Source organism: Paenibacillus sp. B46(2026) (assembly GCF_056786355.1).
Map to the genome: position 1 here is coordinate 5,651,398 of NZ_CM165907.1, position 25,116 is coordinate 5,676,513.

Genomic DNA, 25,116 nt, shown 5'->3' on the forward strand with positions numbered 1-25,116 from the left:
CACGACATACAACTGTCAATTACCAGCAAGTTCCTTCTTGGATGTGATGCCATTTTAGCATATCAACTGAACGGATGCACTATTTCACACTCATTTTCTGATAAAGATTCTCACTATCCTGTCCATATTCAGAAAAAATTTATCCCTTAATATTCAATCGTAATCACCGGAAACCCCACCGTAATTCGATTGTCGACCTCGTCACCAACTTGGTGAACTGCGAGTTGCATATTTAACATGTGTGAGCCACTCTTAATCGACAGGGGCAGCTCAGCCGCCTCATAAGAGACACTTGCAGTGCCTGCATCTGTATAACGTTCAACGGAAGCGATATCCACATTATTGGACAACTGTTTCTCGATCAGTGCCAACTGCTCACTCGCATCAGATTCAGTAGCAGTAACTGCTGTACCTTGCACAGACATATTCCAGGTTACCTTCATCCCTGAGTCTACAAGCAGTTCATCTACCCGTTTATGTAACGTCATTAATGCCTTCCGATCCGTGTGTGCATCCCCTGAAATTTGTACGATGGCGTAGTAGCCGTTGTCTCCTGTCTCGACGACATTGACCAACAGCCCTGCTTCTCCAGTAGCCTCATCGACAACCATCTCACTGCGATACACATCATGGCCCGTCTGACGTACCTGCATCGGTGGTTCAAGTCCCAAGTGACTAGCCAGTAATGCTGCTTGTGCCTCTGCGTTTCCCTGGCCTTCTCCTTGCCATTTAATAACTAGACGATCCACATTATCAATCACGCTGTCAGCAGTATAGATCAATTGTTCCAGTTGGGCTGCTTTCGGTTCGTTCTTCTCTGCATATACCCGTGTCACACCGATAAGAATAATGATAACCATTGCTAATATACCTGCTGTCATCCAACGATTTAACATTTGAATCCCCCGCTTCTTTCTTGCATTCTATGAATCTATCAACAGCATGCCCCTTTCCCACATTAGCTATACTTCTTCAGAACACATCAAAAAAAGCCCCCTCTACCACATGCATGGCAGATCGGAGCTTTCCATTCATACTTATAGAGGTTGTTCAAAAAGTCCGCTTTTGATTACGAAGGGTGCCTAGCGGCATCATCAACATCGAATATGGAATTCAGCCGAAATGTCCGTTGCTCACGTAGCTCGATCTACACTCCGCTACTCCATTTCTAGCTTTATCCCTTCTTCTTGGTACTGAAAACCGACCTTTTTGAACACGCACTTATATCTGAATCATCTCTTATCTATAATTTCCGCACATTAAAAGTACGGTTCTTTGGCTTGATTATGATATTGCATATGATTCTTGTTACTCTGCAAGTCCGTTTTTATAAGCATAGATCGCGGCCTGTGTACGGTCGTCTACGCCCAATTTTGCCAGTAGGTTTGTAACATGGAATTTGACTGTCTTGATGCCGATAATCAGATCATCAGCGATGTCCTGATTCGACTTGCCTTTAGCCAGCAACCGGAGCACATCCATTTCCCGGTCCGTCAATTCATCATGCAAAGGAGCTGCTGCCTGTGGCTGCCGGAATCGATTCATCATTTTCGAAGCGACCTGGGACTCCAGAACGGATTGTCCGCGAGCTGCTGCGCGAATCGCATCTGCCACTTCATTGGCTCTTGATGTTTTCAACAGATAACTGAATGCGCCTGCTTCAATGACAGGATACATTTTTTCATCATCCAGGTAACTGGTCAATACGATGACTTTGCACTCCGGATACATTTTAAGTACCTGACGAGTAGCCTCAATGCCATCCATTCCTTCCATAACCAAGTCCATCAGAACAACATCAGGCTTATATTCCTGTGCGAGCCGAATGCCTTCCTCTCCACTACCTGCTTCACCAACAACTTCAATTCCATCTTCGGTATCCAGTACCGCTGCAAGACCAATACGTACCATCTCATGATCATCCACGAGCAATACTTTGATCGACGTTTCCGTCTCCGTTTCGACTTCCGGTTCCATTGACATGTTCTTCCTCGCTTTCATCGTTCATCAAAGGTATCGTAATCTCAATCCGCGTTCCCTTACCAGGTGCTGTTACAAATTGTATGGCCCCGCCAATCTCCGTAACACGTTCACGCATGTTAGCCAGACCGTAGGAAGCTTGTTTATTCTCATCCAGATCGAAGCCTTGCCCATCATCACGAATCAATACCCGGATCGCATCAGTACGGCCCTGGATCCGTATCTCCATTTTTTCCGCTTTTGCATGCCGTAACGTATTGGACATAGCCTCCTGAACGATTCGAAACAGATGATTCTCGATGCCTTTGATCAGATCAATGTCTTCGTCCATTTCGAGCACAATGTCCATGGGTACTTTTGTTTTCAGTTCCATCACCAGATCACGCAGACCTTGTTCGAGATGTTTACCCTCCAGATAGACTGGCCGCAGATGTAACAGTAACGCACGCATCTCGGACTGGGCTACCGAAGCCATCTCCTCAATCAAAGCCACCTGCCTCTGAGCACGTTCAAAATCCTTCTCCATCTTCCGTCCAACGGCCGTTGCTGTCATGGATATCGCGAACAATTGCTGCGATACCGCATCATGCAGTTCCCGTGCCAAACGTTGCCGCTCTTCCACAATAGCCGTAATTCTGGCTTGTTCAGCAAGCTGTGCATTATGAGTAGACAATCGCTGGAGCGAAGATATCTGATCTTCCCACTTTTTGCCGATTCGTCCGAGTTGCTCACTTAAACGGCCCACATCATCATCGCCCAGATCAGGTACAGTGCGTGATAGAGAGCCCTTCTCCCACAGTAGAAGTGTTTCCCGCAGTAGTTCGAGCCGGCGTTTAACCCGGTAACTCTGATAGAACCCAAAGACCGCACCGATTCCAATCAGAAGCAGCAATAGAGCCAGACCCGATTGAATCAGATGCCGCCAGCCTGCAAACGGAGCAAGATAACCATATGTATACAATACATACAAAATAACAGCGAGCACAATGAAAACCAGGAGGATCCCTTCACCCATACTTCGGGTTACCATGTCGGTATGTCGTTTTGTCTTCATCGGGGTCTCCTCCTTCTCTTCATCTATATTACTACGGATTACTGATGCTTAGGTCGCCAACAATATAAGAAATGACAAATTTTGCTTTATGTTCACTGGATTCATATCCAGGTGTTCTCCATACTAATTTGTTCATCATGCCGCTATCTTGTTCTCCAAGAAGATTAATCCGGCCAAAAAGAACCGATGCTTCAATCTCCACACCATAATCTTCTGGTAGCGTAAGGCGAACATTACCCATCACTCCTTGCAGCAGCACAATCGTTTGTTTCTCCTCCGGAATCGAAAGAGACAGATCGGCGTTAACCTCACCTATGGCATGCCACAGACTCATACTACGTAACGTCCAAGATGCTTGATCCCAGTAGTACCGAGCCATGAAGTTCTGTTTCTTCATAACGCCCTCGTCCAGATGAATCTTTTTGTTTTTTGAATAAAAGTAAGCTAAAGAAGCCAGTACAATCAAAAATACAATCATTAAATTATCCAGTACTAACAGTGCCGCACCAATGCCAAGATACCGATAACCTTTGCGGGTATCCCCTTTGCGGACTTGAAGCATTCCAACCGTTAACAGAATCAGTGCGGCAGCGGTCAGCATATTAATATTCTGATTCAACAACATTAATGTGCCAATAATAATAACGACAACTGCAAGCCATTTGCTCTTTTTATTCATCCCTGCCGCACCTCCTCTGTAAGTTATTCTATCTTTATTCAACGGAAAAGCCATACCAGGCAATGAAGTCCTGTATGGCTTAACTTTTGTTCTACCAACCGTACATTATACACGATTTATAGAATATCATATTGTCCACCAAGCGAACAGTTATTCTTTTGAAGTTCCGTTCGCTTCATTCTTGGAACCATTGCCCATTTTGTTTTTGAGGGCCTGCAATTGCTGATCCACTTTGAATTGTTTTTCCACATCTACAGGATTCGTATACGTGGATGATGTGTTGCGGTAAGGTGCACGAGCTACGTCAGCTTCTGCTTCCAGTTGCATGATTTTCTCTTCCATGCGGTGGAATCCTAGTGATGCCCCACCACTTTCGATGGAATGCAAGCTGTTAATGGAAGACATTTGTTTTTTGGCTTTTGCCATTTGTGCACGGGATACGAGTTCATTACGTTTGTTACGCATTTTGTAGAACTCATCTTTCATATCATGCAACTGTTGCAGCAAATCTTTCGCTTGTGCTTCGGACTGTGCATGCAGTTCACTGTACTCCGTAATTTTTTGATCAAAGTAGATTTTCTCTTCCAGCAATTTGCGTGCCACTTCTTCCTGACCGTTGGCCAGAGCAGCTTCTGCTTGGGACTCACGTTGTACCGAAGTACGCTCCGCTTCATCCAGACGTTGTTTCATGCGGCGCTCATTCGCCATTTGTTTGGCAACAGTTACCTCTGCCTCGTGAATCTCAGCCTCCATATCACGCAAGTACTGGTTCAACATTACAATCGGGTCCTCTACTTTATCCAACATATCATTTACCGATGCTTTCGTCATATCCTTAATCCGTTTAAATACTCCCATTTTACTTTTCTCCCTTCTCGTAACGAGATAATTTTTGGCGAAGCTCTTCAACTTCTTTTTTCAGTGCTTTTTTCTCGATATCTTTCATCATGGAATCAAGTTCACTTTCTTGCGGTGCTCCTGCTCCGTAGGCGTTGTTGTCATAAGAGCGCGGACCAGATTGGGGTCTGCTGTTGTATCCTGGGCCGGGACCGAAGTTGCCAGGACCTTGTTGGTTGTGATTATTTTGAAAAGGACCTCTTGGCGGCTGATGGTCATAGTTGTTGTATCCTCTGCCAGGACCAGGGCCCGGACCATAGCCATATGGATCATAAGGCGGATACGGTTCCTTTGGTACCACCAGTGCGGCAATGAAGTATATTAACAACGACGTGCCGCCTGTTACGAAGATACTGATGACAAAGATGATCCGCAGCAGGGTGGAATCCATTCCGATGCTTTCGGAAATTCCGCCGCACAAGCCGGTTAACATCCGGTCACGCGTTGAGCGGTATAATTTGCTCATGTGTTTGCTCCTTTCGTTTACTTGTATCCTCTTACGTTGGAATCATAAGCATACGGATCAACGTGATTGGATTCCTTTGGTACCACCAGCGCAGCGATGAAGTAGATCAACAATGATGTACCTCCCGTAGCGAAAATACTGATGAAGAAGATGATACGTAGCAGCGTGGTACTCAATCCGAGATTTTCAGAAATGCCGCCGATCAAACCTGTTAGCATTCGATTACGCGCCGAGCGGTATAATTTACTCATGTGACTACTCCTTCCTGTCATTGTTCAATTTCTGTTTTAAGCGCTCCAGTTCCTTATCCAGCGCAGAGGATGACATGCTGCCAGTCGCTCCTGAACCGTCTTGGCTCATCCGCCGGATATCCCGGAGACTTTGTGCTTCATATTCGAGATCAGAGACTTGGTCATCCAGTCGGTTAAACATACGGGGTACATTTTGACCGTTGTGATTCCCTCTCTGGTTCATACGTTGTTGTAACTGAATCGTCTGCATACGAGCGTAGTAATATTGGCGTTTGCTGTATACATTCTGATATTCAACCTTCAGCTGGTCGATCTGTTCATCCAGCTCCTGTAATGCCGCATAACTTTGTGCATACAATTCATTGTATTGTTCCATTTTTTCCTCGTGGAGGATTTTCTCCTGCAAAGCCAGTTTAGCGAGATGCTCTTCCCCTGCTTTCAGAGCCATGGAAGCCTGCTCTTCCCGTTTGTTCACCATACCTGCTGCCTGATCGGCTTGTTGTTTCATTTGTCTGGTATGGCTTGCATATTGGTGACGAAGCTTCTCGGCTTCACCGATGTCTTGGCGGGTCGAGACCAGGAACTGATCAATCAGTTTGACTGGATCCTGACTTTGCTCCAAATGTTCGTTCAGATTGGCTACGGTAATATCCCGCATTCGACGAAATACACTCATTATGTTCTGTCCCTCCTTTTTCATAATCCTGAAAGCTTAGTAACGACCACGACGACTGCGGTTATTGCTTAGCATTGAGATACCAAAGATGATTAACCCGATCGCGATGATCGGTCCGATCAGCCATGCCAGCTTACCCATCAGTGAGATGATACCGATGATGAGAACAATCCAGCCAAGCATCACATTCCCTCGTTTAACTCCGTAATATCCCAGTGCAATCATCAGGACCGGAATCAGATAACCCATTAAGTGTCCAAGAAGAGGAGTTAACTTTCCGAAGAGGAGTAGTGCACCCAGTGCAATCAATACAATCGCCCAGCCATTTCCCTTATTCAATCTCATAATTGTTGTTCACCGCCCTTTCCGTTCGTTCATTTTAACTGGTTAAGTCATTTGTTCGTTTGTTTCTTGTTTTTTTGTTTCCGTGTTTCTTGTTTAACCTTATGTCCTTATTCTAGGGGATTCTGAGACTTTTCAAAACAGACCGTGGACGGTTTTTCATCCTAGACTCAGGTCGGGGATCTAGTTGGACCTTTGACTGTCCCTATATAAGACCTTCGTTCCACCCAAGCTGTATAGCTCCGGATACCTTTTATATACCCGTATTCAGGCTACCCCTTTACCCGATATCGACCTGTAGAGAGAATGATGTCCATGCCTCTATTTACGTTCACACTGCAATTTCGTTTCCCTTCCTCAAAATTACTTATTTATCCAAATAAACAAAATTTAGATTGTTCTATATGTAAGCGTTTACTAAAATAGAAAGTGTTACTATTTCTAATGTCAGGGGTGGAACTGAAACTGTGCGACCAATCAGCTATCTCCATAAAATGATCATCTTCGGAATCCTGTTAAGTACCCTGCCCATTTTGTTAACGGGAATTGCCGCATTTATCTATTCATCAAACCAAACTGAGCTGCATCGTACGCAGGCCAACAGACAGTTGCTGGAACAAATGCAATCCAACGTAGAACACAAACTCGCTACAGTCAGTTATATGCTTGATCAGGCCGTTCGCTCTCCAGTAACCCTCCGTTCCCTGTCTGCTTCTTCTTCACTAGAAGGGAAAGGACCTTTACTTGCCGACAAGTTACAGAGCGAATTTCAGAATATGAGGTCATGGGAACCTTTGCTGGATATTACTCTGGTGAATCAATCTCAGAATTGGCTTATTGATCATGCCGGATTATATCGTAATACGGATTTTCCACTGGCTCTTCCCATGAAGGAATTGATTTCGGATACGTTAACCTCCGGATGGCAACTCTCCCCTTCATCGGTGTTCAGTAATGATGAGCGTTCACCCGGTACAGGCTGTATTTATCATATTGCCCTTGCGAGATCTATTCCGAATCTGAATACGTCTTCCGATGTAGCCTTAATTGCCGGAATTCCTGCATGCTCTTTACAAAATACGCTAGGTGAAGCCTCCATGGGGAATTCTGCCTCAGGACTGATCATTTTAAATCGGGAACAACGTATCATGGTACATCCCGATCCCGTATACATTGGACAACCGCTGTCTGCAGTTGGATTACAAGATCGTGATACGGAAGCCAGCATAATTAGACTATCTCCCATCACATTTTCAACAGGCTTTGAAGAACGTGAAGTCAAGATCGCCGATACAAGCTATTCTCTGACGTATAGCCCTTCTACCTTAAAAGGATGGACTTATGTACTAATCTCACCTACCAACATTCTGACACAAGAATATATCGATATCGGATTACACACCTTGTATATCAGTATCTTTCTGCTTATGCTTTCATTATTGCTCGCATGGCTCGGCTCCAAACGAATGCATATTCCAATTCGTAAACTTTTAACCCAACTTGGTGACAACCACTTGTCCAAAGATGGCGGCACTTTGACTCAGCAATCACCAGAGCTCTCTGATGAGTTCGAACAGATCAGAGCAGGGGTCTCACAATTATCTGCCTCTCGCTCCCAATTAGAGAACACACTTAATATGCATCTGTTGCAGATTCGCAATCATTTTATGATGAATCTGTTCCAGGGCAAGAGCCCTGTTCATACTCTTCATGACACCCTCAATGAATATGGCTACACGCATCAGGTTCGGGAATGGCAACAAATTGCTGTTATTACACTACAGGCCGATCTCGTTAATCATACAAAATATAGTGCTAGTGATCGTGACCTCTTATTATTTGCTATTCAAAATATATTGGAGGAAACGGTTGTGCATAACCAGCAATTGCTTCCCTTTGTGCTGGAACATACGGTAGGCACGGTGATTGGCACCGTGGAACAGGATCAGTTTATTTTTTCACAACAGCTATATGTATTAACAGAACAGTTACAACAACAGATTAATGAGATTTTAGCTCTTCAAGTCAGTATAGGTTTCAGCCAGCCGCACAGCTCCCTATATCACATCCCTCAAGCTTATACAGAAGCCATGGAAGCATTGAGGCATCGGATGAAGCTGGGAACAGGCATTATTTTTCAATATGAGAACATAGATCATAATGCTCCCACTTGGTCCGTGACCTACCCGGAATCATTGGAATATTCGTTGATCCAAGCTATTCAAAGTGCGGACGAAGTCCAGGCCTCTACTCTTCTGCAACAGCTGCTTGAAATGATCTTTGGTATGGAGTGTACACCAGAGGAATATCAGGTGGCTCTTATGAGGCTGCTGACGCATATTTTGCAAATGACTCAGGAATCCGGTATTCGTCTTGGACAGATCACCCAAGGCCATGGATCGATGTTTCATGAACTTCATGGTTTGCAGTACGCCGCTGAAGTTGAGGATTGGTTTAACCATCAAGTCATCTTGCCCATCATTCAGGTTTTTAAAGCAAGACAGTATGCCCAGTATCAGCATATATCAGAGAAGATGATTGCCATGATTCATCAAGATTATGATAAGGATCTGACGCTTGAGGAATGTGCCGTGAAGCTTCACTACAATGCCAATTACTTAAGTAGTGTTTTCCGCAAAGAGACCGGCTGTGCATTTAGTGAATATCTGACCAAGTACCGATTTAACATCGCTAAAAAATGGCTGGACGAAAGTGATCTAACCGTTAAAGATATCGCAGCACGACTTCGGTACAACAATCCGCAAAACTTTATCCGATCATTTCGTAAATGGGAAGGAATCACCCCCGGTCAGTACCGGGAGCGCAAACAAAAAGCAGAAGTGTAGAACAGAAATTAGAAAAGGAGCACGATTGTAAGTCGTGCTCCTTCGTCCAGCTCGGTCACCTCTCCATATGGCTCCCCGAACAGGGGTCGAACCTGTGACAAGTCGATTAACAGTCGAGTGCTCTACCAACTGAGCTATCAGGGAATATGCTTCAGAGATCATTCTCTGAAAACTAGATATGTGTTTTGTTTTTTCGTTGTCTCGAACATCTCCAAATAAATGAGGGTCTGGTTCGAAGCAGTGGATTACTCATTGGCTTTACAAAAAAGAGGGAGCAAATATTCTGCTCCCTTCACTTACAACTTAACTTCTATACTCTTAACTTCATATGTTTCATACGTACATCTTTTTGCGCAGCGATGTGATACTTCCTAGCGTCATCTTAGACGTTAGACTACGTTGTCCGTCTCGATTCCTGACCCTTGTAACACGTACCAATCTTATACGATTTATCGTTTATCCTTGGTACGGACTGTTTTCATATTGGGTTGTTCAAGTTGGATCAGAATTTTACCAAACCTTGCTCCACGTGAGAAGGTCACCATACTATCCTTATATGTATCCCGGATATACTTCTCAGCCAGTCTGAGGGAATCTTCATCTGTTGGTAACTCATACGTATTAAGCCATTCTGGCAGCTTCTCAATAATCTCTTCCACCGGCACTTCAAATGAGTTAACTTCTCTTGTAATGATCATCGTGTATGAATAACCCTTCAAATATAGTAATTGTTGGATATATCCCATATCACCAGCCTTATATGAAGAACTGATCCCAAGTACATCCTTAAGTTCATCCATTAGTGTGTGTTCCTTCTGTCCCGCTATAGTGCTTATATACACATACTTACGAGCACAGTTGATCGCCATCTCAATTGTTTCCCAATCCGACATGGCCGGGCACATGGAAGCAAATGCAAAATCATATTTCTTCTCCCAGCCTTTATCCTGAATGGAGATTTCCTCAAATCGCTCTTTCACGATTTCGATATTAGATTCCAGCTCTGAAGGTATCGTTTCTTTCATGAGTGAGACAAGCAGGTCAGAAGGCTCAACAGCGGTTACCCTTGCTCCCTTTTCAGCAAAAGGAATGGTAAATATGCCTGAGGCCGCTCCAATGTCCAAAATGGACAAGCCCGCGAACTCTACTCCCTGGTTTTCAATCCAGCCCATAATGCGCTCAGACCGCTGTTTTCCTTCTTCAGTAAACGATTGTGCATGATAATCTCTGGCCCACCGCTCAAACGCTTCTTCTGTATTAAATGGTGCACTTTTCTTCTTATATTTTGAACTTCTCGGACGATTCATCCATGCCTCTTCCCATACAGAGAGATTGAATAACAGGTCTGTATCCGGTATATTTTTTTCAGTAGTCACTTTACTTCACTCCTTTATATTAAAGACTTCACTTATCTACAATATACCGGATATAATCATACGTCAATCTTTATTAAAGTCCAACTTTTCTTACTATGCAAAAATCATTTCTTATAAAATAAAAATAGCCCCACAGATTGCATAAGCAATTCGTAGGGCTATTCAATATACCGGCGAGAGGACTCGAACCTCCACGGTTTCCCACTCGATTTTGAGTCGAGCGCGTCTGCCATTCCGCCACGCCGGCATATACTGGAGGCGCCACCCAGATTCGAACTGGGGATAAAGCTTTTGCAGAGCTGTGCCTTACCACTTGGCTATGGCGCCATATCTTGGAGCGGACGACGGGAATCGAACCCGCGACCCTCGCCTTGGCAAGGCGATGCTCTACCGCTGAGCCACGTCCGCATAATGGCTGGGGATATAGGATTTGAACCTATGCATGACGGAGTCAAAGTCCGTTGCCTTACCGCTTGGCTAATCCCCAATAAAAAATGAAAAAACAAAGGGGCGATCGAGGGGAATTGAACCCCCGAATGCCGGATCCACAAACCGGTGCGTTAACCACTTCGCCACGATCGCCACAAAAAGTTAATTTTCTAAAATTTAATTGGCAGGGGCAGCAGGAATTGAACCCACACCAACGGTTTTGGAGACCGTTGTTCTACCTTTAAACTATGCCCCTAAAAACTGGTGGAGGATGATGGATTCGAACCACCGAACCCGTACGGGAGCAGATTTACAGTCTGATGCGTTTGGCCACTTCGCTAATCCTCCAGGATTACATGGTGCCGGCGAGAGGACTTGAACCCCCAACCTACTGATTACAAGTCAGTTGCTCTACCAGTTGAGCTACACCGGCATATTAAATTGTTTTAAAAATGGTGGCTCGGGACGGAATCGAACCGCCGACACGAGGATTTTCAGTCCTCTGCTCTACCGACTGAGCTACCGAGTCATAATAAAGTCTAATCTCATTTCCTTACACTTTATATAGGGCATCAGTGCCATACAGCAGATGTAGCGAACATTTTGCCTCATGTAAAGATTAAATGGCGGAACCGACGGGATTCGAACCCGCGATCTCCTGCGTGACAGGCAGGCATGTTAGGCCAACTACACCACGGTTCCAGATCACTTTCTCAAGGAAAGTCTAATTGCGGGGGCAGGATTTGAACCTGCGGCCTTCGGGTTATGAGCCCGACGAGCTACCGGGCTGCTCCACCCCGCGTCGTTATAAAAGTTATATGGTGGAGGCTGAGGGGATCGAACCCCCGACCCTCTGCTTGTAAGGCAGATGCTCTCCCAGCTGAGCTAAGCCTCCGAACAACACATTTATGATCTTACCATAATCTTATTGTAAAAATCAACTTCTTTTTTTGAAGTTAATATGACCCGTAGGGGATTCGAACCCCTGTTACCTCCGTGAAAGGGAGGTGTCTTAACCCCTTGACCAACGGGCCTTAATATTATGGCGGAGAGAGAGGGATTCGAACCCTCGAGACGCTTGTGACGCCTACACGATTTCCAATCGTGCTCCTTCGGCCAGCTCGGACACCTCTCCATATGGCTCCCCGAACAGGGCTCGAACCTGTGACAACTCGATTAACAGTCGAGTGCTCTACCAACTGAGCTATCAGGGAATATGCTTCAGAGATCGTTCTCTGAAAACTAGATTCGAAACGAAACCTGCGAATTATCACTTGCATATTTGGATAAGCCCTCGACCGATTAGTACTGGTCAGCTCCATGCATTGCTGCACTTCCACCCCCAGCCTATCTACCTCGTCGTCTTCAAGGGGTCTTACATACTGGGAAATCTCATCTTGAGGGGGGCTTCACGCTTAGATGCTTTCAGCGTTTATCCCTTCCGTACATAGCTACCCAGCGGTGCTCCTGGCGGAACAACTGGTACACCAGCGGTACGTCCATCCCGGTCCTCTCGTACTAAGGACAGCTCCTCTCAAATTTCCTACGCCCACGACAGATAGGGACCGAACTGTCTCACGACGTTCTGAACCCAGCTCGCGTACCGCTTTAATGGGCGAACAGCCCAACCCTTGGGACCTACTTCAGCCCCAGGATGCGATGAGCCGACATCGAGGTGCCAAACCTCCCCGTCGATGTGGACTCTTGGGGGAGATAAGCCTGTTATCCCCAGGGTAGCTTTTATCCGTTGAGCGATGGCCCTTCCATGCGGTACCACCGGATCACTAAGCCCGACTTTCGTCCCTGCTCGACTTGTAGGTCTCGCAGTCAAGCTCCCTTATGCCTTTGCACTCTTCGAATGATTTCCAACCATTCTGAGGGAACCTTTGGGCGCCTCCGTTACTCTTTAGGAGGCGACCGCCCCAGTCAAACTGCCCACCTGACACTGTCCCCGTACCGGTTTACGGTACCAGGTTAGAACCTAGATACGATCAGGGTGGTATCCCAACGTTGCCTCCACGCAAGCTGGCGCTCACGTTTCAAAGGCTCCCACCTATCCTGTACAGATCGTACCCAAATTCAATATCAAGCTGCAGTAAAGCTCCATGGGGTCTTTCCGTCTTGTCGCGGGTAACCTGCATCTTCACAGGTATTAAAATTTCACCGGATCTCTCGTTGAGACAGCGCCCAAGTCGTTACGCCATTCGTGCGGGTCAGAATTTACCTGACAAGGAATTTCGCTACCTTAGGACCGTTATAGTTACGGCCGCCGTTTACTGGGGCTTCGGTTCACAGCTTCGGGATTGCTCCCTAACCACTCCCCTTAACCTTCCAGCACCGGGCAGGCGTCAGCCCGTATACTTCGCCTTACGGCTTCGCACAGACCTGTGTTTTTGCTAAACAGTCGCTTGGGCCTTTTCACTGCGGCCCCCTCGTGCTATTCACACTACCGGGGCACCCCTTCTCCCGAAGTTACGGGGTCATTTTGCCGAGTTCCTTAACGAGAGTTCTTCCGCGCGCCTTAGAATACTCTTCTCGCCTACCTGTGTCGGTTTGCGGTACGGGCACCATCACCTGGCTAGAGGCTTTTCTTGGCAGTGTGAGATCATGACCTTCGCTACTGTAATTTTCACTCCCCATCACAGCTCAGCCTTACGATGTGCGGATTTGCCTACACATCAGCCTTACTGCTTAGACGGACATCCATCAGTCCGCGTCACTACCCTACTGCGTCCCCCCATTGCTCATAACGGCTTACGGTGGTACAGGAATTTCGACCTGTTGTCCTTCGACTACGCCTTTCGGCCTCGCCTTAGGTCCCGACTTACCCTGAGCGGACGAGCCTTCCTCAGGAACCCTTAGGCTTTCGGCGGATCAGATTCTCACTGATCTTTTCGTTACTCATACCGGCATTCTCACTTGTATAATGTCCAGCGCTCCTTACGGTACACCTTCAACCCTTATACAACGCTCCCCTACCCCTGATGCAAAGCATCAAGCCATAGCTTCGGTGGTGTGTTTAGCCCCGTTACATTTTCGGCGCAGAGTCACTCGACCAGTGAGCTATTACGCACTCTTTCAATGATGGCTGCTTCTAAGCCAACATCCTGGTTGTCTGTGCAACTCCACATCCTTTCCCACTTAACACACACTTGGGGACCTTAGCTGATGGTCTGGGCTGTTTCCCTTTTGACAATGGATCTTAGCACTCACTGTCTGACTCCCGGAAGTAAGTCTATGGCATTCGGAGTTTGACTGAGCTTGGTAACCCTTGCGGGCCCCGCACCCAATCAGTGCTCTACCTCCACGACTCTGTTTTCCGAGGCTAGCCCTAAAGCTATTTCGGGGAGAACCAGCTATCTCCGAGTTCGATTGGAATTTCTCCGCTACCCCCACCTCATCCCCGCATTTTTCAACATGCGTGGGTTCGGGCCTCCAGTGCGTGTTACCGCACCTTCACCCTGGACAGGGGTAGATCACCCGGTTTCGGGTCTACGTCCACGTACTCACTCGCCCTATTCAGACTCGCTTTCGCTGCGGCTCCGGCTCTTCACCTTAACCTTGCACGGGAACGTAACTCGCCGGTTCATTCTACAAAAGGCACGCCATCACCCCTAAAACGGGCTCTGACTTTTTGTAAGCACACGGTTTCAGGTTCTATTTCACTCCCCTTCCGGGGTGCTTTTCACCTTTCCCTCACGGTACTGCTTCACTATCGGTCGCTAGGAAGTATTTAGCCTTGGCAGATGGTCCTGCCGGATTCATACGGGGTTTCACGTGCCCCGCACTACTCGGGATCCGTCTCGGAGGGAACCAACTTTCAATTACAGGGCTTTTACCTTCTTTGGCGGGCCTTTCCAGACCTCTTCGCTTAACCGGTTCCTTTGTAACTCCATGTGAGACGTCCCACAACCCCAGAGAGCAAGCTCTCTGGTTTGGGCTTCTCCGCGTTCGCTCGCCGCTACTGACGGAATCACTATTGTTTTCTCTTCCTCAGGGTACTTAGATGTTTCAGTTCCCCTGGTATGCCTCTGCACAACCTATGTATTCAGTTGTGAGTAACTGGAAATTACCCCAGCTGGGTTTCCCCATTCGGACACCCCCGGATCAAAGCTTGCTTACAGCTCCCCGAGGCAGTTTCGTTGTTCGCCACGTCCTTCATCGGCTCCTAGCGCCTAGGCATCCTCCGTGTGCTCTTAGTAGCTTAACCATATTGCTCCGGTTTTGACTGCTCGCTTCCCTTGTTTTGCTTGCGCAAAGCCAAAAGTCGCTCCCATCCAATACCATCGCAAAAGCAATTAACTACCGTTTTTATTGAAACTTGTTTTAACACAAGTTCAGCTAAAAAGGAATGTTCTAATTCGCGTTTGTTTCGTTTCGATATCTAGTTTTCAAAGAACAAGCTCCATGCAAAAGCAAGCTGTTTGAGAGTTTGAGCTCTCAAAACTGAGCAACGAGTGAGTGTTTTGTGCTCTTCATTTCATCCACACCGAAGTGATGGACCGAAATGAATTGCTGTCGCAGGTTCTAAGAACCTGCTGATTTGAATGTTTCCACGCGGGAAACGATTCTCCATAGAAAGGAGGTGATCCAGCCGCACCTTCCGATACGGCTACCTTGTTACGACTTCACCCCAATCATCTATCCCACCTTCGGCGGCTGGCTCCTTGCGGTTACCCCACCGACTTCGGGTGTTATAAACTCTCGTGGTGTGACGGGCGGTGTGTACAAGACCCGGGAACGTATTCACCGCGGCATGCTGATCCGCGATTACTAGCAATTCCGACTTCATGCAGGCGAGTTGCAGCCTGCAATCCGAACTGAGACCGGCTTTGTTGGGATTGGCTCCATCTCGCGATTTCGCAGCCCGTTGTACCGGCCATTGTAGTACGTGTGTAGCCCAGGTCATAAGGGGCATGATGATTTGACGTCATCCCCACCTTCCTCCGGTTTGTCACCGGCAGTCTATCTAGAGTGCCCACCCGAAGTGCTGGCAACTAAATATAAGGGTTGCGCTCGTTGCGGGACTTAACCCAACATCTCACGACACGAGCTGACGACAACCATGCACCACCTGTCTCCTCTGTCCCGAAGGAAAGATACATCTCTGTACCGATCAGAGGGATGTCAAGACCTGGTAAGGTTCTTCGCGTTGCTTCGAATTAAACCACATACTCCACTGCTTGTGCGGGTCCCCGTCAATTCCTTTGAGTTTCAGTCTTGCGACCGTACTCCCCAGGCGGAGTGCTTAATGTGTTAACTTCGGCACCAAGGGTATCGAAACCCCTAACACCTAGCACTCATCGTTTACGGCGTGGACTACCAGGGTATCTAATCCTGTTTGCTCCCCACGCTTTCGCGCCTCAGCGTCAGTTACAGCCCAGAGAGTCGCCTTCGCCACTGGTGTTCCTCCACATATCTACGCATTTCACCGCTACACGTGGAATTCCACTCTCCTCTTCTGCACTCAAGTCACCCAGTTTCCAGTGCGATCCGGGGTTGAGCCCCGGGATTAAACACCAGACTTAAATGACCGCCTGCGCGCGCTTTACGCCCAATAATTCCGGACAACGCTTGCCCCCTACGTATTACCGCGGCTGCTGGCACGTAGTTAGCCGGGGCTTTCTTCTCAGGTACCGTCACCTTGAGAGCAGTTACTCTCCCAAGCGTTCTTCCCTGGCAACAGAGCTTTACGATCCGAAAACCTTCATCACTCACGCGGCATTGCTCCGTCAGGCTTTCGCCCATTGCGGAAGATTCCCTACTGCTGCCTCCCGTAGGAGTCTGGGCCGTGTCTCAGTCCCAGTGTGGCCGATCACCCTCTCAGGTCGGCTACGCATCGTCGCCTTGGTGAGCCGTTACCCCACCAACTAGCTAATGCGCCGCAGGCCCATCCCCAAGTGACAGATTGCTCCGTCTTTCCAGTTCTCTTCAGGCGAAGAAAACAACTATTCGGTATTAGCTACCGTTTCCGGTAGTTGTCCCAAACTTGAGGGCAGGTTGCCTACGTGTTACTCACCCGTCCGCCGCTAAGTATCCAGGAAGCAAGCTTCCTATCAACTCCGCTCGACTTGCATGTATTAGGCATGCCGCCAGCGTTCGTCCTGAGCCAGGATCAAACTCTCCAATAAAGTATTGAAAAGAGCGATAAGCTCATTTTGAATCTGACGAGATTAAAAATCTCATTTGTGCTCCAGTCGATCCAAGCCAAGGCTTGTTTCATACTTTCGCGTTCATTCTGCAAGCAGAACGTTTACTCACTCGTTGTTCAGTTTTCAAAGATCAAACACGATTTGTTTTACTTGTTTTTGTCTCAGCCAAGTTTCGGCGGCGACTTAAATAATGTAACACATTTCGTTTGTTTTCGTCAAGAAGTTTTTTTGATTTCTTTTTTTGAAGCTTTAGTTCTTCACTTTTCCTCTGAAAAATTCATCGTTTGTTGGCGATAATCTCGTTTGAGGAACGAAATATAATGTATCATATATCGCGAATGAGAGTCAACATCTTTTTATAAATTATTAAACAAACAAAAAAGGAAGGTTTCCCCCTCCCTTATGTGATCAATATAATACCAGGCTTTTGAAAAAGGTTATGCCTCAATCCAATACCGAATTTCCCGGCCCTCTCCTCCGATCGATGGCCATCCTGCCGATTCTTTTACAATAGAACGAAAGACCAGCTTGCGCAGAACCAACGGCAGATCTTCCCGAACAAATCTTAACTGCGGATGATGAACAAGCTCATTCATGCTCCACGGCTCCTTGCGACTTCTTAGCACACGCAGCAGCAGTTCTGAGCATTCACTCATTTTGGACATTACCGAAAACTCACAGGCAAGCAGGACAAGCTCTACTCGCTGCTCCAGCGTCTCCGAGCTTACGGTAAGTTCTTGATATAGTTTCCATAAAGCGCGATCCAGATTCTGCACATGTGTCCATACGGCATGATCCGGGTATATCCCCTGTTCAATCAATACAATTCTTGCCCAGTTCCCCAGAGCCTCTAATACATTGTAGTAGGCGTCTACAACATGACCTTCCTGAATATGACGTTTGGCCTCCACATACATCCTCAAGAAACTGGTGAATTCATGAAGCAGCTTCTGCTCGCGCAATTCCGCCCCAAAGGCAGACAATTCTTCTCGCAAATCACTTAAGGTGCTGTCCGCTTCCCAGATAATCTCACCTTCAATCAGACACTGGGTGAGATTATTATGATTCCCGGTAACTACACTACTCTTTAATTCATGACGGCTCGCATAGATCATCTGATAACGAAGATCACCATATCTGTAATGTCCCACCGCCGACTTTAATTGATCATCATTATGAACAACAAGTACTAATAATTCGAAATCTTGAATTAGGGAGCCGTGGAATCGCTCTCCCGGGTGGGAATATGCGATAGCCCCAACTGCCCCTGTCTCTTCCGACTGTTCGGACAAAAAAGCAAGGTTCTTTAATTCCACGATTCCCTCCATACATTTCATGGCAGATAAGCGCCAAGTCAGTTATAATGTAATTCTACATCCAGACTGAAGTTTCCTTCTTTTCCAGGTCCGATACTACTCATACGATAGGAGCATTTTTCATGATTTTTAAATCAGCAAAAATTAATGCTTTTCGCACTTGGGGATTACTACTGACCATGCTAGGTATGGGCCTAATGATACTGGGAACAGCCGGGATTGTTTTCTGGGGACATGCAGGCAAGGTATTCGCAGCTGTAGGGCTCGTCATCGGACTGATTGCCATGATGGCCAGTTTAGCCATTTATTTCTGGGCGGGTATGCTTTCCACCAGCGCAGTACAAGTCGACTGTCCGGAATGCGGGAAGTTAACCAAAATGCTTGGCAAAACGGATCGTTGTATGTTCTGTCATACCATCCTCACCCTGGACCCTAATAAGGCCAATATGACCAGCCAACAACTGAAAGCGCCTTCTACACAAGTTCCCCCCACCGATGGATAGCACGAAATGATCTCCAACGCTAAATGTCTTTTACCTTAATTTCATTGAAGAACAAAAAAAGGCCCGGTATGTTTACCGGACCTTTTTGGACTTGGCTTATAAGTGAACCCTTGTTGCTGTTATCAATAGCTAAGATCTGAAGTTAAGTTATGATTCCTATGGCTAATAAAATGATAGATTAGATGTAAGATGGTATCGAACGGGAGCAACTTCTGACCTTGCAAAGCAAAACGAGAGAAGCAATCCGTCGAACACGGAGCACAAGTAATTATTTCTGATATCCAGCCTGCTTCAATATCTCCCATGCAGAAGCATTAGCAAAGCTTCGATTCCACGCCGCTACTCCGCCTAACTTCAACGAAGCAATCAAATCCACACGTGCCTGAAGGGACACGGCATCTTCAATCCATATTTTCTTGGTAGCTCCGTCTTCCTCATATTCCACATAGTTCTGTCCACTTGCCTGATCCAGTTCGGGTTTGAGTTTCTTCTCTTGGATGAGTTCCACAATGGTATTCATGCCTACCGCTTTGGAAGACACTTTAACCTCCCCTTGATCATTCGTCTCTTCCGTCCAGATCCGTGTATAGAGCGGAACCGCCATGATCAACTTGTTAGAAGGTACTTCATCCTCCTCAAGTATACGTCTCATGGAAGCCTCGGTCCATGGCAGAGACGCTACCGAACCTGCCTTGGGACTGGCCGCCCAATGTTCATCATAAGCCATCACAATAACATAGTCTGCAAAAGAACCTAAAGCGCGGCGATCCAGAAAGGCTGACCACATCTCACTGTTCGATTTTGGTGTCACATCAATCGATAACATTAATCCATGTATGCGTGCCATCGCCTTGATCTCGCGAACAAATTGCGTAATATTCGGCCCGTCATCTGTATACACGTTCTCAAAGTCGATATTGATACCATCCAATTGATACGTCTGTGCATACTCTAACATCTGCTCAATAATATGCGTGCGTGTCTCGTAAGAAGCTACGGCTTCTTTTGTAACGTCCGGATCAAAGCTGTTATCCATGAGTCCCCATACTTCCATACCCGAACGGTGAGCCCAGTTCACATAAGCTTGGTTTCCCTTGCTTTTCACAGTTCCCTGTCCATCCGTAATATGAAACCATGTGGGGCTAACCACATTCACACCGGGCATTTTACCGATAGAGCCCACATCAGGCTGACGATTGTACACGGCTTCCCAAACCAGGTTTACCGGTTTATTTTGCCACTTTTTCTCTGCTGCAGTCAGCGTATACTTGGGCAAGTCCACCTTCTTTTTCTCGGTGAGTGCAATATAATCATTATCTACATATCCGGCATATCCATTATCGAGTTGAACAAAACTCTGTTTATCCCCCGTCTGCCATACACGTACCCGTGCATCCTTTTCCATGTCGGCAATGATGGGTGAGGATTCTCCCCCACGTTTATATAACGGCACCGTCTTGTCTGCTTTGGATGACAACGTATCAATCTCTGCATATTGTATCGTGTCCCCTCCACGCATCAGCAGCACAGCACCTGTTACTGGATCTTCCTGTACGGTTATGCCATATACTTCTTTCAAAGGTTTGAGCGGAATATAGGCTTCTCCGTCCTTAACCTCAGGCTTAACTGTCATGGGATAATCTTTGTGATTAAGTTCTGCTTGTGTGCTTCCATCTTTCATATGAAGGACTCGCTGAGGGGAGGCAATAATGATATCTCCCGATTCAGATTCATAACGTATGCCTGCATCAATCGCTTCTTGCAGCACATCTACAGGTAACTTGAGTTGATCTCCTGTACCCAGAGCGTCTCCATCCATCAGTTGCCCATCTACAAAAATAGGTTGGCTTCTTCCTACCCAGTCGGGGTCTTCATGGGTCTGGTTCAACCATACATTTGTTATAAGCCAGTAAGCCCCTCCGGCGATCAGACAAGCCCCGAGAAAACCGGGCCAAAATGAACGTCGCTTCTGACGTGTATATCTGCTTTTTCTACCCAAACGTCTACCTCCGTTAATTATGCTGATCATAAGGATGTGCGCATAAGTTGTTATAAAAATGAGTGTTTTGCATAAATGCTAAAAAAAAAACGTGAAGAATCCATACTGAATTCTGCACGTTAATATTGTAATTCAACTCTCTTAATCCCTGCAACTTTTGCATACGCCATATACTTCCAATCGGTGACCATGTACTTCAAAACCCGTACTAGACTCCGCTTGAAGTTCTACACTTTTGAGTGAAGGATAGCTGAAGTCTTCTATCTTGCCGCAATGATCACAAATAACATGATAATGATCCGTCACATTGGCATCGAAGCGACTTGAATTATCTCCGTATGTCAATTCCCGGACCATGCCAGCTTCCAGAAACATCTTCAAATTATTATATACCGTCGCCACGCTCATACTGGGAAATTGGGGTTCAAGCGCTCGGTAAATTTCATCGGCTGTCGGATGCCCCATGGATTCCATCAGATAGTTCAATATGGCATGACGCTGGGGTGTAATACGGACACCGGTCGTTTTCAGATGCTCCAACGCATGTTGGACACGTGTTGCCATAAAACCCACCGCCTTACCTTTCATTCATTCTCTGGCGAAGAGTGAGTTACTGTCTCCTCGTACAGAGTAGATTCCCGGCCATTAACAACGACACCCCATCTATCGTATCGTGTAATCTTGCCAGTGTACATTTATTGTACGGCGATTACAAGTTTATTGTCAACGCGGCCGTCAAGGAACTTCTGTAGAATCATCCTGGGAATTTGCTCCGTCTTCGGTCGTCTGTTCCAGATTTTCAGCCGCATCTTCAGATTCCTGTGTAACCGTATCTGGTGTAGACACAGCTGGGTTGCTCTGAATGGTGAGATCACTGTTGCCTTCGATTTTCACCCTGTACTCACCCTCACCGAGCTGGCCTTCAATAGTTTTATTCTGTACTTTGAAAGGCAGATCCGTACTTAAATCTCCATAACTGCTGGAACCCGCAAGACTGTAGTCTCCACGATCAGGAAGTAATACGTTAATGGCTCCCACAGCACTGTACACATCCCAGTCACCCCCGACTTTGGCAGATACGATGTTAATACTGCCATTAAGCGATTGAGCCTTGATTCCCAGGTTGGCACCATCCAGCGTAATATTGCCGTTACGTGTCTCTGCCGTGAATTGGCCAACGGAGTCTGCGATACTGATACTTCCCACTTGTGTGGTCAGATCGACATCACCGGAAACTCCGCGGGCCTTCATGTCTCCACGGTTACTGTCGAGGTCTACATTACCAATGGCGTTGGCTACAATGACATCTCCGTTCAACGTTTTCCCCGAGATATCTCCAACGGCATTGGTAATCCGGATCCGTCCGTTACCCGTTTCGGCAAATATGGTACTAATGGCTTCCGGACGGTTTAACAATATGGCTCCATTGGAAGTTCGAATATCCAGATTAAAGCGACGATCATCCGGAATCGTTATGGTAAGATTCATCCGTGGCTGCGTTTTTTCATTTTCTCCATACGTCTTGCCTGTAGCTTTAATATGAATCACTTTCGCACCATCGGTCTCCACAAAAGAGGCAGCTGCTACAGCCTTCGCTTGCACTTCCGTCGTCTGATCTACCCAGATAACCGTTCGTACTTCAATCCCCTCCGTATCCCCCCGTTGCACTGAGATATCCCCGTTCACACCTTCGACCACAAGATCTGAAGTATCCATGCGTACGGGTACTCGAATTGTGCCCTTATCCTCCATATATCCCGCAGCTTGACTGTAGTCCATGGAGGCCGCACCGAGATTAAGACTCACTCTATTCCATAAGTGCATATAGTGATCCTGCTCGGTAACGATAAATACGGAAGCCGCCAAAATCAGTGAGGTCAGAATGCCTTTGGCATCAGGTCTAAAACGTACTTTTATGGGTACATCAGGATGGTCTGGATTATCTGATTGCGCCTTGTTTCTTCTGCGTGTCCACAGAAACAGCACAATATATTCCACGCCTAAAACTATGAGCAAAAATGGCCACCAGTCCACCATCTCATATACGTAGTCAGTTCCCCACCGTTTATCCAAAATCAACAGCACACCCACCGCTACGATTAAGGCGGCAGCCGTATAGCGGCCAACCCGGACTTTACGGTTCATTACGTTCCCTCCTTGTATCGTTTCAACTACATTTTTTTCTTGTTCAACATAACCCAGAACTCACGCCCGAACAGAAGCAAACCTCCTATGATCATGAGAATTGCAAATGAGTATCCGCCGTACATGGCGAGGATCTCTTGGAACCAGCGTGGTTTACGAAAAAACAGTACCATCAAAGACCCTCCCACAATCAGGAGCAATCCAAACGATATGCCTCTCTCCCAGACCATCATTGCATCTCGTGTAGAACGTTCATTGGATACCGGCTTGTCCAAAGTTCCCTGGGTCACTGCTCTCCGTCTGCGCATCATGACCCAATCTGCAGATTGCAGCACATCATATACATTGTAAAAGTAAATAACCGGGATACACAAAGCAAGCAAGATGAGCAATGGCACATTGATCTGTATTCCAATGGATGAGAAGTACAACACTGCTGACAGATCAAGCAAAACAAGCAGCATAAAGGTCAGACCTCTCATGTACAATCTTAGATAAATATGACCGAGCCCAGGAATAATGGCACTCAATAATCCCGCAATAAACTTGTGAGTCCGATTTCTCACCGGTTTGGCCTGGACTGTACGGGTCCTTTTGTTGGATTGACGTCTCCGCTTCATAACATACTCCTCTCTTCTGATCTGACCTTCCGCTCTTCATGCATTTGGTTAGATAGTACCCTAAAGAGCAAGGAGAGTAACTGGAAGAAATATGGATATAACCAAAAACCCTCCGGCACTGCTGGCCTGGGGAGGGTTGTAATTCATTATTCGATCGATACTTTGGTCACATGTTCCCAATGTCTTAACTTGGATACCAGCCCTACTGTTTTGAAATCATGCGGTACCTGGACATGCAGCACAATCTCAATTTTACGTTCAACCGATATCATCTCTGCATAAGCCAGGTCTTGTTCATTCACTGTAATTTTACGAATTTTGATCTTCTCCTGCTCCATACATGAAGACAGTTGTTCCAGAAAACCAGGTTCTGACAAGGTATGAAGTGTAACGACATGCATTTTGTTCCCTCGTAAATACCTCAGCTCTAGTTTGTTAAATACCCAGAGATTAAGCAATACCAGGACGGTGGATACGATAGATGCAAAAAAGAATCCCGCACCTGCTGCGAGCCCAATGGCTGCAACAACCCAGATTGAAGCTGCCGTAGTCAGTCCGGTGATGGATTTTCCCGTGAAGAGAATTGTCCCTGCTCCCAGGAATCCCACACCAGTAATTACAGCTGTAGCCAAACGAGCTGGATCGATCCTTACATTTAATTCATTAGCAAAATCTTTAAAGCCATAAACAGACAACATCATAATCAGTGCAGAGCCCAGACACACCAAAATATGGGTACGCAAACCAGCAGCATGATTGGACCGTTCCCGCTCCAGGCCTACGAGCCCTCCAAGCAGCATAGCCAGTAATAATCGTAATAAAATGTGCCACTCATCAATGAACCAGGGATCGCCCAAAGTCGGTACTCCTCCTCCCAGTTGTTAACGTTATTAAAGTTTATTCTTATGAAAAGTCGTTAATTCCACTCCAGGTGCAATCTGTGTGACTTCCACGGGGTTAAAACCAAATTTGGTGTACAGTTTCACAGCGGGTTGATTCAGCGTTCCTGTGGAGACGATATAACGTGGAAGATCCGCATGCTGTTCCAACACATACGCCATCAAAGATGCAGCAATTCCCTTGCGAAAGTGATCCGGGTGCACCATCATTCGTGTAATGGTCAGTGTGTTCTCCTCTTCCTCCGCTACAGCGACAGCTCCGATAAGTTCTCCGTCATCATGGACACCATAAAAGTGCTCTCCGCAATCCCGAAGTGTCTCCATCGTATCCATCAAAGGAGGAATCTCCTGAAATCCGATGATTTCAGCTTCCAATCGATAGGCCACATGTTGAAGTCTCCATAACTGTCCCAACGTCTCCAGATCACTTAGTGACAATGATTGAATATTCATATCCGTTCCCCCGTCCGAATTTCTTTTATATCT

Annotated in this window: 19 protein-coding genes, 16 tRNA genes and 2 rRNA genes; 2 read left to right on the top strand and 35 right to left on the bottom strand. The window is 46.6% G+C overall.

What is annotated here, in order from left to right; translation table 11 throughout:
• Positions 1-146 precede the first annotated feature (146 nt).
• From AC1S8V_RS25050 to AC1S8V_RS25090, 9 genes are all read right to left on the bottom strand, one after another.
• Complete coding sequence (locus AC1S8V_RS25050; protein ID WP_482071208.1) at positions 147-896, bottom strand: YwmB family TATA-box binding protein; 750 nt, start codon at positions 894-896, stop codon at positions 147-149.
• 412 nt (positions 897-1,308) lie between these two features.
• Positions 1,309-1,977 (bottom strand): response regulator transcription factor, encoded by a 669-nt coding sequence (locus AC1S8V_RS25055; protein WP_091020933.1) that lies wholly within the window; start codon positions 1,975-1,977, stop codon positions 1,309-1,311.
• On the bottom strand, positions 1,919-3,034 hold the full coding sequence (locus tag AC1S8V_RS25060; protein ID WP_482071209.1) for a sensor histidine kinase: 1,116 nt from the start codon (positions 3,032-3,034) through the stop codon (positions 1,919-1,921). The genes AC1S8V_RS25055 and AC1S8V_RS25060 overlap by 59 nt, the downstream gene beginning before the upstream one ends.
• A gap of 31 nt (positions 3,035-3,065) precedes the next feature.
• Positions 3,066-3,713, bottom strand: coding sequence for a cell wall-active antibiotics response protein LiaF (gene liaF / locus AC1S8V_RS25065; protein ID WP_482071210.1), 648 nt, complete (start codon positions 3,711-3,713; stop codon positions 3,066-3,068).
• Positions 3,714-3,863: 150 nt separating this feature from the next.
• Positions 3,864-4,571, bottom strand: a complete 708-nt coding sequence (locus AC1S8V_RS25070; protein ID WP_124117409.1) for a PspA/IM30 family protein — start codon at positions 4,569-4,571, stop codon at positions 3,864-3,866.
• 1 nt (position 4,572) lies between these two features.
• Entirely contained in the window at positions 4,573-5,076 is a 504-nt protein-coding gene (locus tag AC1S8V_RS25075) for a PspC domain-containing protein (protein WP_278298326.1), read from the bottom strand.
• Between the two features lie 17 nt (positions 5,077-5,093).
• On the bottom strand, positions 5,094-5,327 hold the full coding sequence (locus tag AC1S8V_RS25080; protein WP_017692313.1) for a PspC domain-containing protein: 234 nt from the start codon (positions 5,325-5,327) through the stop codon (positions 5,094-5,096).
• 4 nt (positions 5,328-5,331) lie between these two features.
• Positions 5,332-6,003 (bottom strand): PspA/IM30 family protein, encoded by a 672-nt coding sequence (locus AC1S8V_RS25085; protein WP_482071211.1) that lies wholly within the window; start codon positions 6,001-6,003, stop codon positions 5,332-5,334.
• 36 nt (positions 6,004-6,039) lie between these two features.
• Positions 6,040-6,348 (bottom strand): LiaF transmembrane domain-containing protein, encoded by a 309-nt coding sequence (locus AC1S8V_RS25090; RefSeq protein ID WP_017692311.1) that lies wholly within the window; start codon positions 6,346-6,348, stop codon positions 6,040-6,042.
• A gap of 491 nt (positions 6,349-6,839) precedes the next feature.
• Between AC1S8V_RS25090 and AC1S8V_RS25095 the strand changes: the two genes are divergently transcribed.
• Positions 6,840-9,191 (top strand): helix-turn-helix domain-containing protein, encoded by a 2,352-nt coding sequence (locus tag AC1S8V_RS25095; RefSeq protein ID WP_482071212.1) that lies wholly within the window; start codon positions 6,840-6,842, stop codon positions 9,189-9,191.
• 68 nt (positions 9,192-9,259) lie between these two features.
• Here AC1S8V_RS25095 and AC1S8V_RS25100 read toward each other — a convergent pair.
• From AC1S8V_RS25100 to AC1S8V_RS25195, 20 genes are all read right to left on the bottom strand, one after another.
• Positions 9,260-9,335, bottom strand: a tRNA-Asn gene (locus tag AC1S8V_RS25100).
• A 305-nt stretch (positions 9,336-9,640) separates the two neighbouring features.
• On the bottom strand, positions 9,641-10,567 hold the full coding sequence (locus tag AC1S8V_RS25105) for a class I SAM-dependent methyltransferase (protein ID WP_482071213.1): 927 nt from the start codon (positions 10,565-10,567) through the stop codon (positions 9,641-9,643).
• A 168-nt stretch (positions 10,568-10,735) separates the two neighbouring features.
• Positions 10,736-10,814, bottom strand: a tRNA-Leu gene (locus AC1S8V_RS25110).
• Between the two features lie 6 nt (positions 10,815-10,820).
• A tRNA-Cys gene (locus tag AC1S8V_RS25115) sits at positions 10,821-10,894 on the bottom strand.
• A 6-nt stretch (positions 10,895-10,900) separates the two neighbouring features.
• A tRNA-Gly gene (locus AC1S8V_RS25120) sits at positions 10,901-10,975 on the bottom strand.
• Positions 10,976-10,979: 4 nt separating this feature from the next.
• A tRNA-Gln gene (locus AC1S8V_RS25125) sits at positions 10,980-11,054 on the bottom strand.
• Positions 11,055-11,076: 22 nt separating this feature from the next.
• A tRNA-His gene (locus tag AC1S8V_RS25130) sits at positions 11,077-11,149 on the bottom strand.
• A 29-nt stretch (positions 11,150-11,178) separates the two neighbouring features.
• Positions 11,179-11,252: transfer RNA gene (locus AC1S8V_RS25135), tRNA-Trp, on the bottom strand.
• Positions 11,253-11,258: 6 nt separating this feature from the next.
• Positions 11,259-11,344 (bottom strand) — tRNA-Tyr (locus tag AC1S8V_RS25140).
• 9 nt (positions 11,345-11,353) lie between these two features.
• Positions 11,354-11,429, bottom strand: a tRNA-Thr gene (locus AC1S8V_RS25145).
• Between the two features lie 20 nt (positions 11,430-11,449).
• Positions 11,450-11,525 (bottom strand) — tRNA-Phe (locus AC1S8V_RS25150).
• Between the two features lie 95 nt (positions 11,526-11,620).
• Positions 11,621-11,698 (bottom strand) — tRNA-Asp (locus tag AC1S8V_RS25155).
• Between the two features lie 26 nt (positions 11,699-11,724).
• Positions 11,725-11,798, bottom strand: a tRNA-Met gene (locus AC1S8V_RS25160).
• 17 nt (positions 11,799-11,815) lie between these two features.
• A tRNA-Val gene (locus tag AC1S8V_RS25165) sits at positions 11,816-11,891 on the bottom strand.
• 67 nt (positions 11,892-11,958) lie between these two features.
• Positions 11,959-12,030: transfer RNA gene (locus AC1S8V_RS25170), tRNA-Glu, on the bottom strand.
• A 9-nt stretch (positions 12,031-12,039) separates the two neighbouring features.
• Positions 12,040-12,131: transfer RNA gene (locus AC1S8V_RS25175), tRNA-Ser, on the bottom strand.
• Positions 12,132-12,134: 3 nt separating this feature from the next.
• Positions 12,135-12,210 (bottom strand) — tRNA-Asn (locus AC1S8V_RS25180).
• Between the two features lie 68 nt (positions 12,211-12,278).
• A 23S ribosomal RNA gene (locus AC1S8V_RS25185) occupies positions 12,279-15,206 on the bottom strand.
• A gap of 368 nt (positions 15,207-15,574) precedes the next feature.
• Positions 15,575-17,127 (bottom strand): 16S ribosomal RNA (locus tag AC1S8V_RS25190).
• The 16S and 23S rRNA genes sit together here with 15 tRNA genes alongside, the layout of an rRNA operon.
• A 458-nt stretch (positions 17,128-17,585) precedes the next feature.
• Positions 17,586-18,464 (bottom strand): nucleotidyltransferase-like protein, encoded by an 879-nt coding sequence (locus AC1S8V_RS25195; protein WP_482071214.1) that lies wholly within the window; start codon positions 18,462-18,464, stop codon positions 17,586-17,588.
• Positions 18,465-18,586: 122 nt separating this feature from the next.
• Here AC1S8V_RS25195 and AC1S8V_RS25200 point away from each other — a divergent pair, with 122 nt between their 5' ends.
• A complete protein-coding gene (locus tag AC1S8V_RS25200; protein ID WP_221820841.1) occupies positions 18,587-18,967 on the top strand; it encodes a DUF2614 family zinc ribbon-containing protein in 381 nt (126 codons plus the stop codon).
• Positions 18,968-19,235: 268 nt separating this feature from the next.
• Here the strand turns inward: AC1S8V_RS25200 and AC1S8V_RS25205 are convergent, their stop codons facing one another.
• From AC1S8V_RS25205 to AC1S8V_RS25230, 6 genes are all read right to left on the bottom strand, one after another.
• On the bottom strand, positions 19,236-20,966 hold the full coding sequence (locus tag AC1S8V_RS25205; protein WP_482071215.1) for a glycosyl hydrolase family 18 protein: 1,731 nt from the start codon (positions 20,964-20,966) through the stop codon (positions 19,236-19,238).
• A gap of 141 nt (positions 20,967-21,107) precedes the next feature.
• The gene (perR, locus tag AC1S8V_RS25210; RefSeq protein WP_482071216.1) at positions 21,108-21,530 is read right to left on the bottom strand and encodes a peroxide-responsive transcriptional repressor PerR; all 423 of its coding nucleotides are present in this window, start codon (positions 21,528-21,530) and stop codon (positions 21,108-21,110) included.
• Between the two features lie 171 nt (positions 21,531-21,701).
• Complete coding sequence (locus AC1S8V_RS25215) at positions 21,702-23,111, bottom strand: DUF4097 family beta strand repeat-containing protein (protein ID WP_482071217.1); 1,410 nt, start codon at positions 23,109-23,111, stop codon at positions 21,702-21,704.
• Positions 23,112-23,137: 26 nt separating this feature from the next.
• Positions 23,138-23,731 carry a hypothetical protein gene (locus tag AC1S8V_RS25220; RefSeq protein WP_482071218.1) on the bottom strand — a complete coding sequence of 198 codons (594 nt, stop codon included), beginning with the start codon at positions 23,729-23,731 and terminating at the stop codon, positions 23,138-23,140.
• 146 nt (positions 23,732-23,877) lie between these two features.
• A complete protein-coding gene (locus AC1S8V_RS25225; RefSeq protein WP_482071219.1) occupies positions 23,878-24,588 on the bottom strand; it encodes an MgtC/SapB family protein in 711 nt (236 codons plus the stop codon).
• A 33-nt stretch (positions 24,589-24,621) separates the two neighbouring features.
• A complete protein-coding gene (locus tag AC1S8V_RS25230) occupies positions 24,622-25,083 on the bottom strand; it encodes a GNAT family N-acetyltransferase (protein ID WP_482071220.1) in 462 nt (153 codons plus the stop codon).
• Positions 25,084-25,116: the final 33 nt, after the last annotated feature.

Excerpts from the sequence above, each read along its gene's own strand:
- AC1S8V_RS25050 (WP_482071208.1), bottom strand. The coding sequence starts at position 896 with ATGTTAAATCGTTGGATGACAGCAGGTATATTAGCAATGGTTATCATT.
- AC1S8V_RS25055 (WP_091020933.1), bottom strand. The coding sequence starts at position 1,977 with ATGGAACCGGAAGTCGAAACGGAGACGGAAACGTCGATCAAAGTATTG.
- AC1S8V_RS25060 (WP_482071209.1), bottom strand. The coding sequence starts at position 3,034 with ATGAAGACAAAACGACATACCGACATGGTAACCCGAAGTATGGGTGAA.
- liaF (WP_482071210.1), bottom strand. The coding sequence starts at position 3,713 with ATGAATAAAAAGAGCAAATGGCTTGCAGTTGTCGTTATTATTATTGGC.
- AC1S8V_RS25070 (WP_124117409.1), bottom strand. The coding sequence starts at position 4,571 with ATGGGAGTATTTAAACGGATTAAGGATATGACGAAAGCATCGGTAAAT.
- AC1S8V_RS25075 (WP_278298326.1), bottom strand. The coding sequence starts at position 5,076 with ATGAGCAAATTATACCGCTCAACGCGTGACCGGATGTTAACCGGCTTG.
- AC1S8V_RS25080 (WP_017692313.1), bottom strand. The coding sequence starts at position 5,327 with ATGAGTAAATTATACCGCTCGGCGCGTAATCGAATGCTAACAGGTTTG.
- AC1S8V_RS25085 (WP_482071211.1), bottom strand. The coding sequence starts at position 6,003 with ATGAGTGTATTTCGTCGAATGCGGGATATTACCGTAGCCAATCTGAAC.
- AC1S8V_RS25090 (WP_017692311.1), bottom strand. The coding sequence starts at position 6,348 with ATGAGATTGAATAAGGGAAATGGCTGGGCGATTGTATTGATTGCACTG.
- AC1S8V_RS25095 (WP_482071212.1), top strand. The coding sequence starts at position 6,840 with ATGATCATCTTCGGAATCCTGTTAAGTACCCTGCCCATTTTGTTAACG.
- AC1S8V_RS25200 (WP_221820841.1), top strand. The coding sequence starts at position 18,587 with ATGATTTTTAAATCAGCAAAAATTAATGCTTTTCGCACTTGGGGATTA.
- perR (WP_482071216.1), bottom strand. The coding sequence starts at position 21,530 with ATGGCAACACGTGTCCAACATGCGTTGGAGCATCTGAAAACGACCGGT.
- AC1S8V_RS25215 (WP_482071217.1), bottom strand. The coding sequence starts at position 23,111 with ATGAACCGTAAAGTCCGGGTTGGCCGCTATACGGCTGCCGCCTTAATC.
- AC1S8V_RS25220 (WP_482071218.1), bottom strand. The coding sequence starts at position 23,731 with ATGAAGCGGAGACGTCAATCCAACAAAAGGACCCGTACAGTCCAGGCC.
- AC1S8V_RS25230 (WP_482071220.1), bottom strand. The coding sequence starts at position 25,083 with ATGAATATTCAATCATTGTCACTAAGTGATCTGGAGACGTTGGGACAG.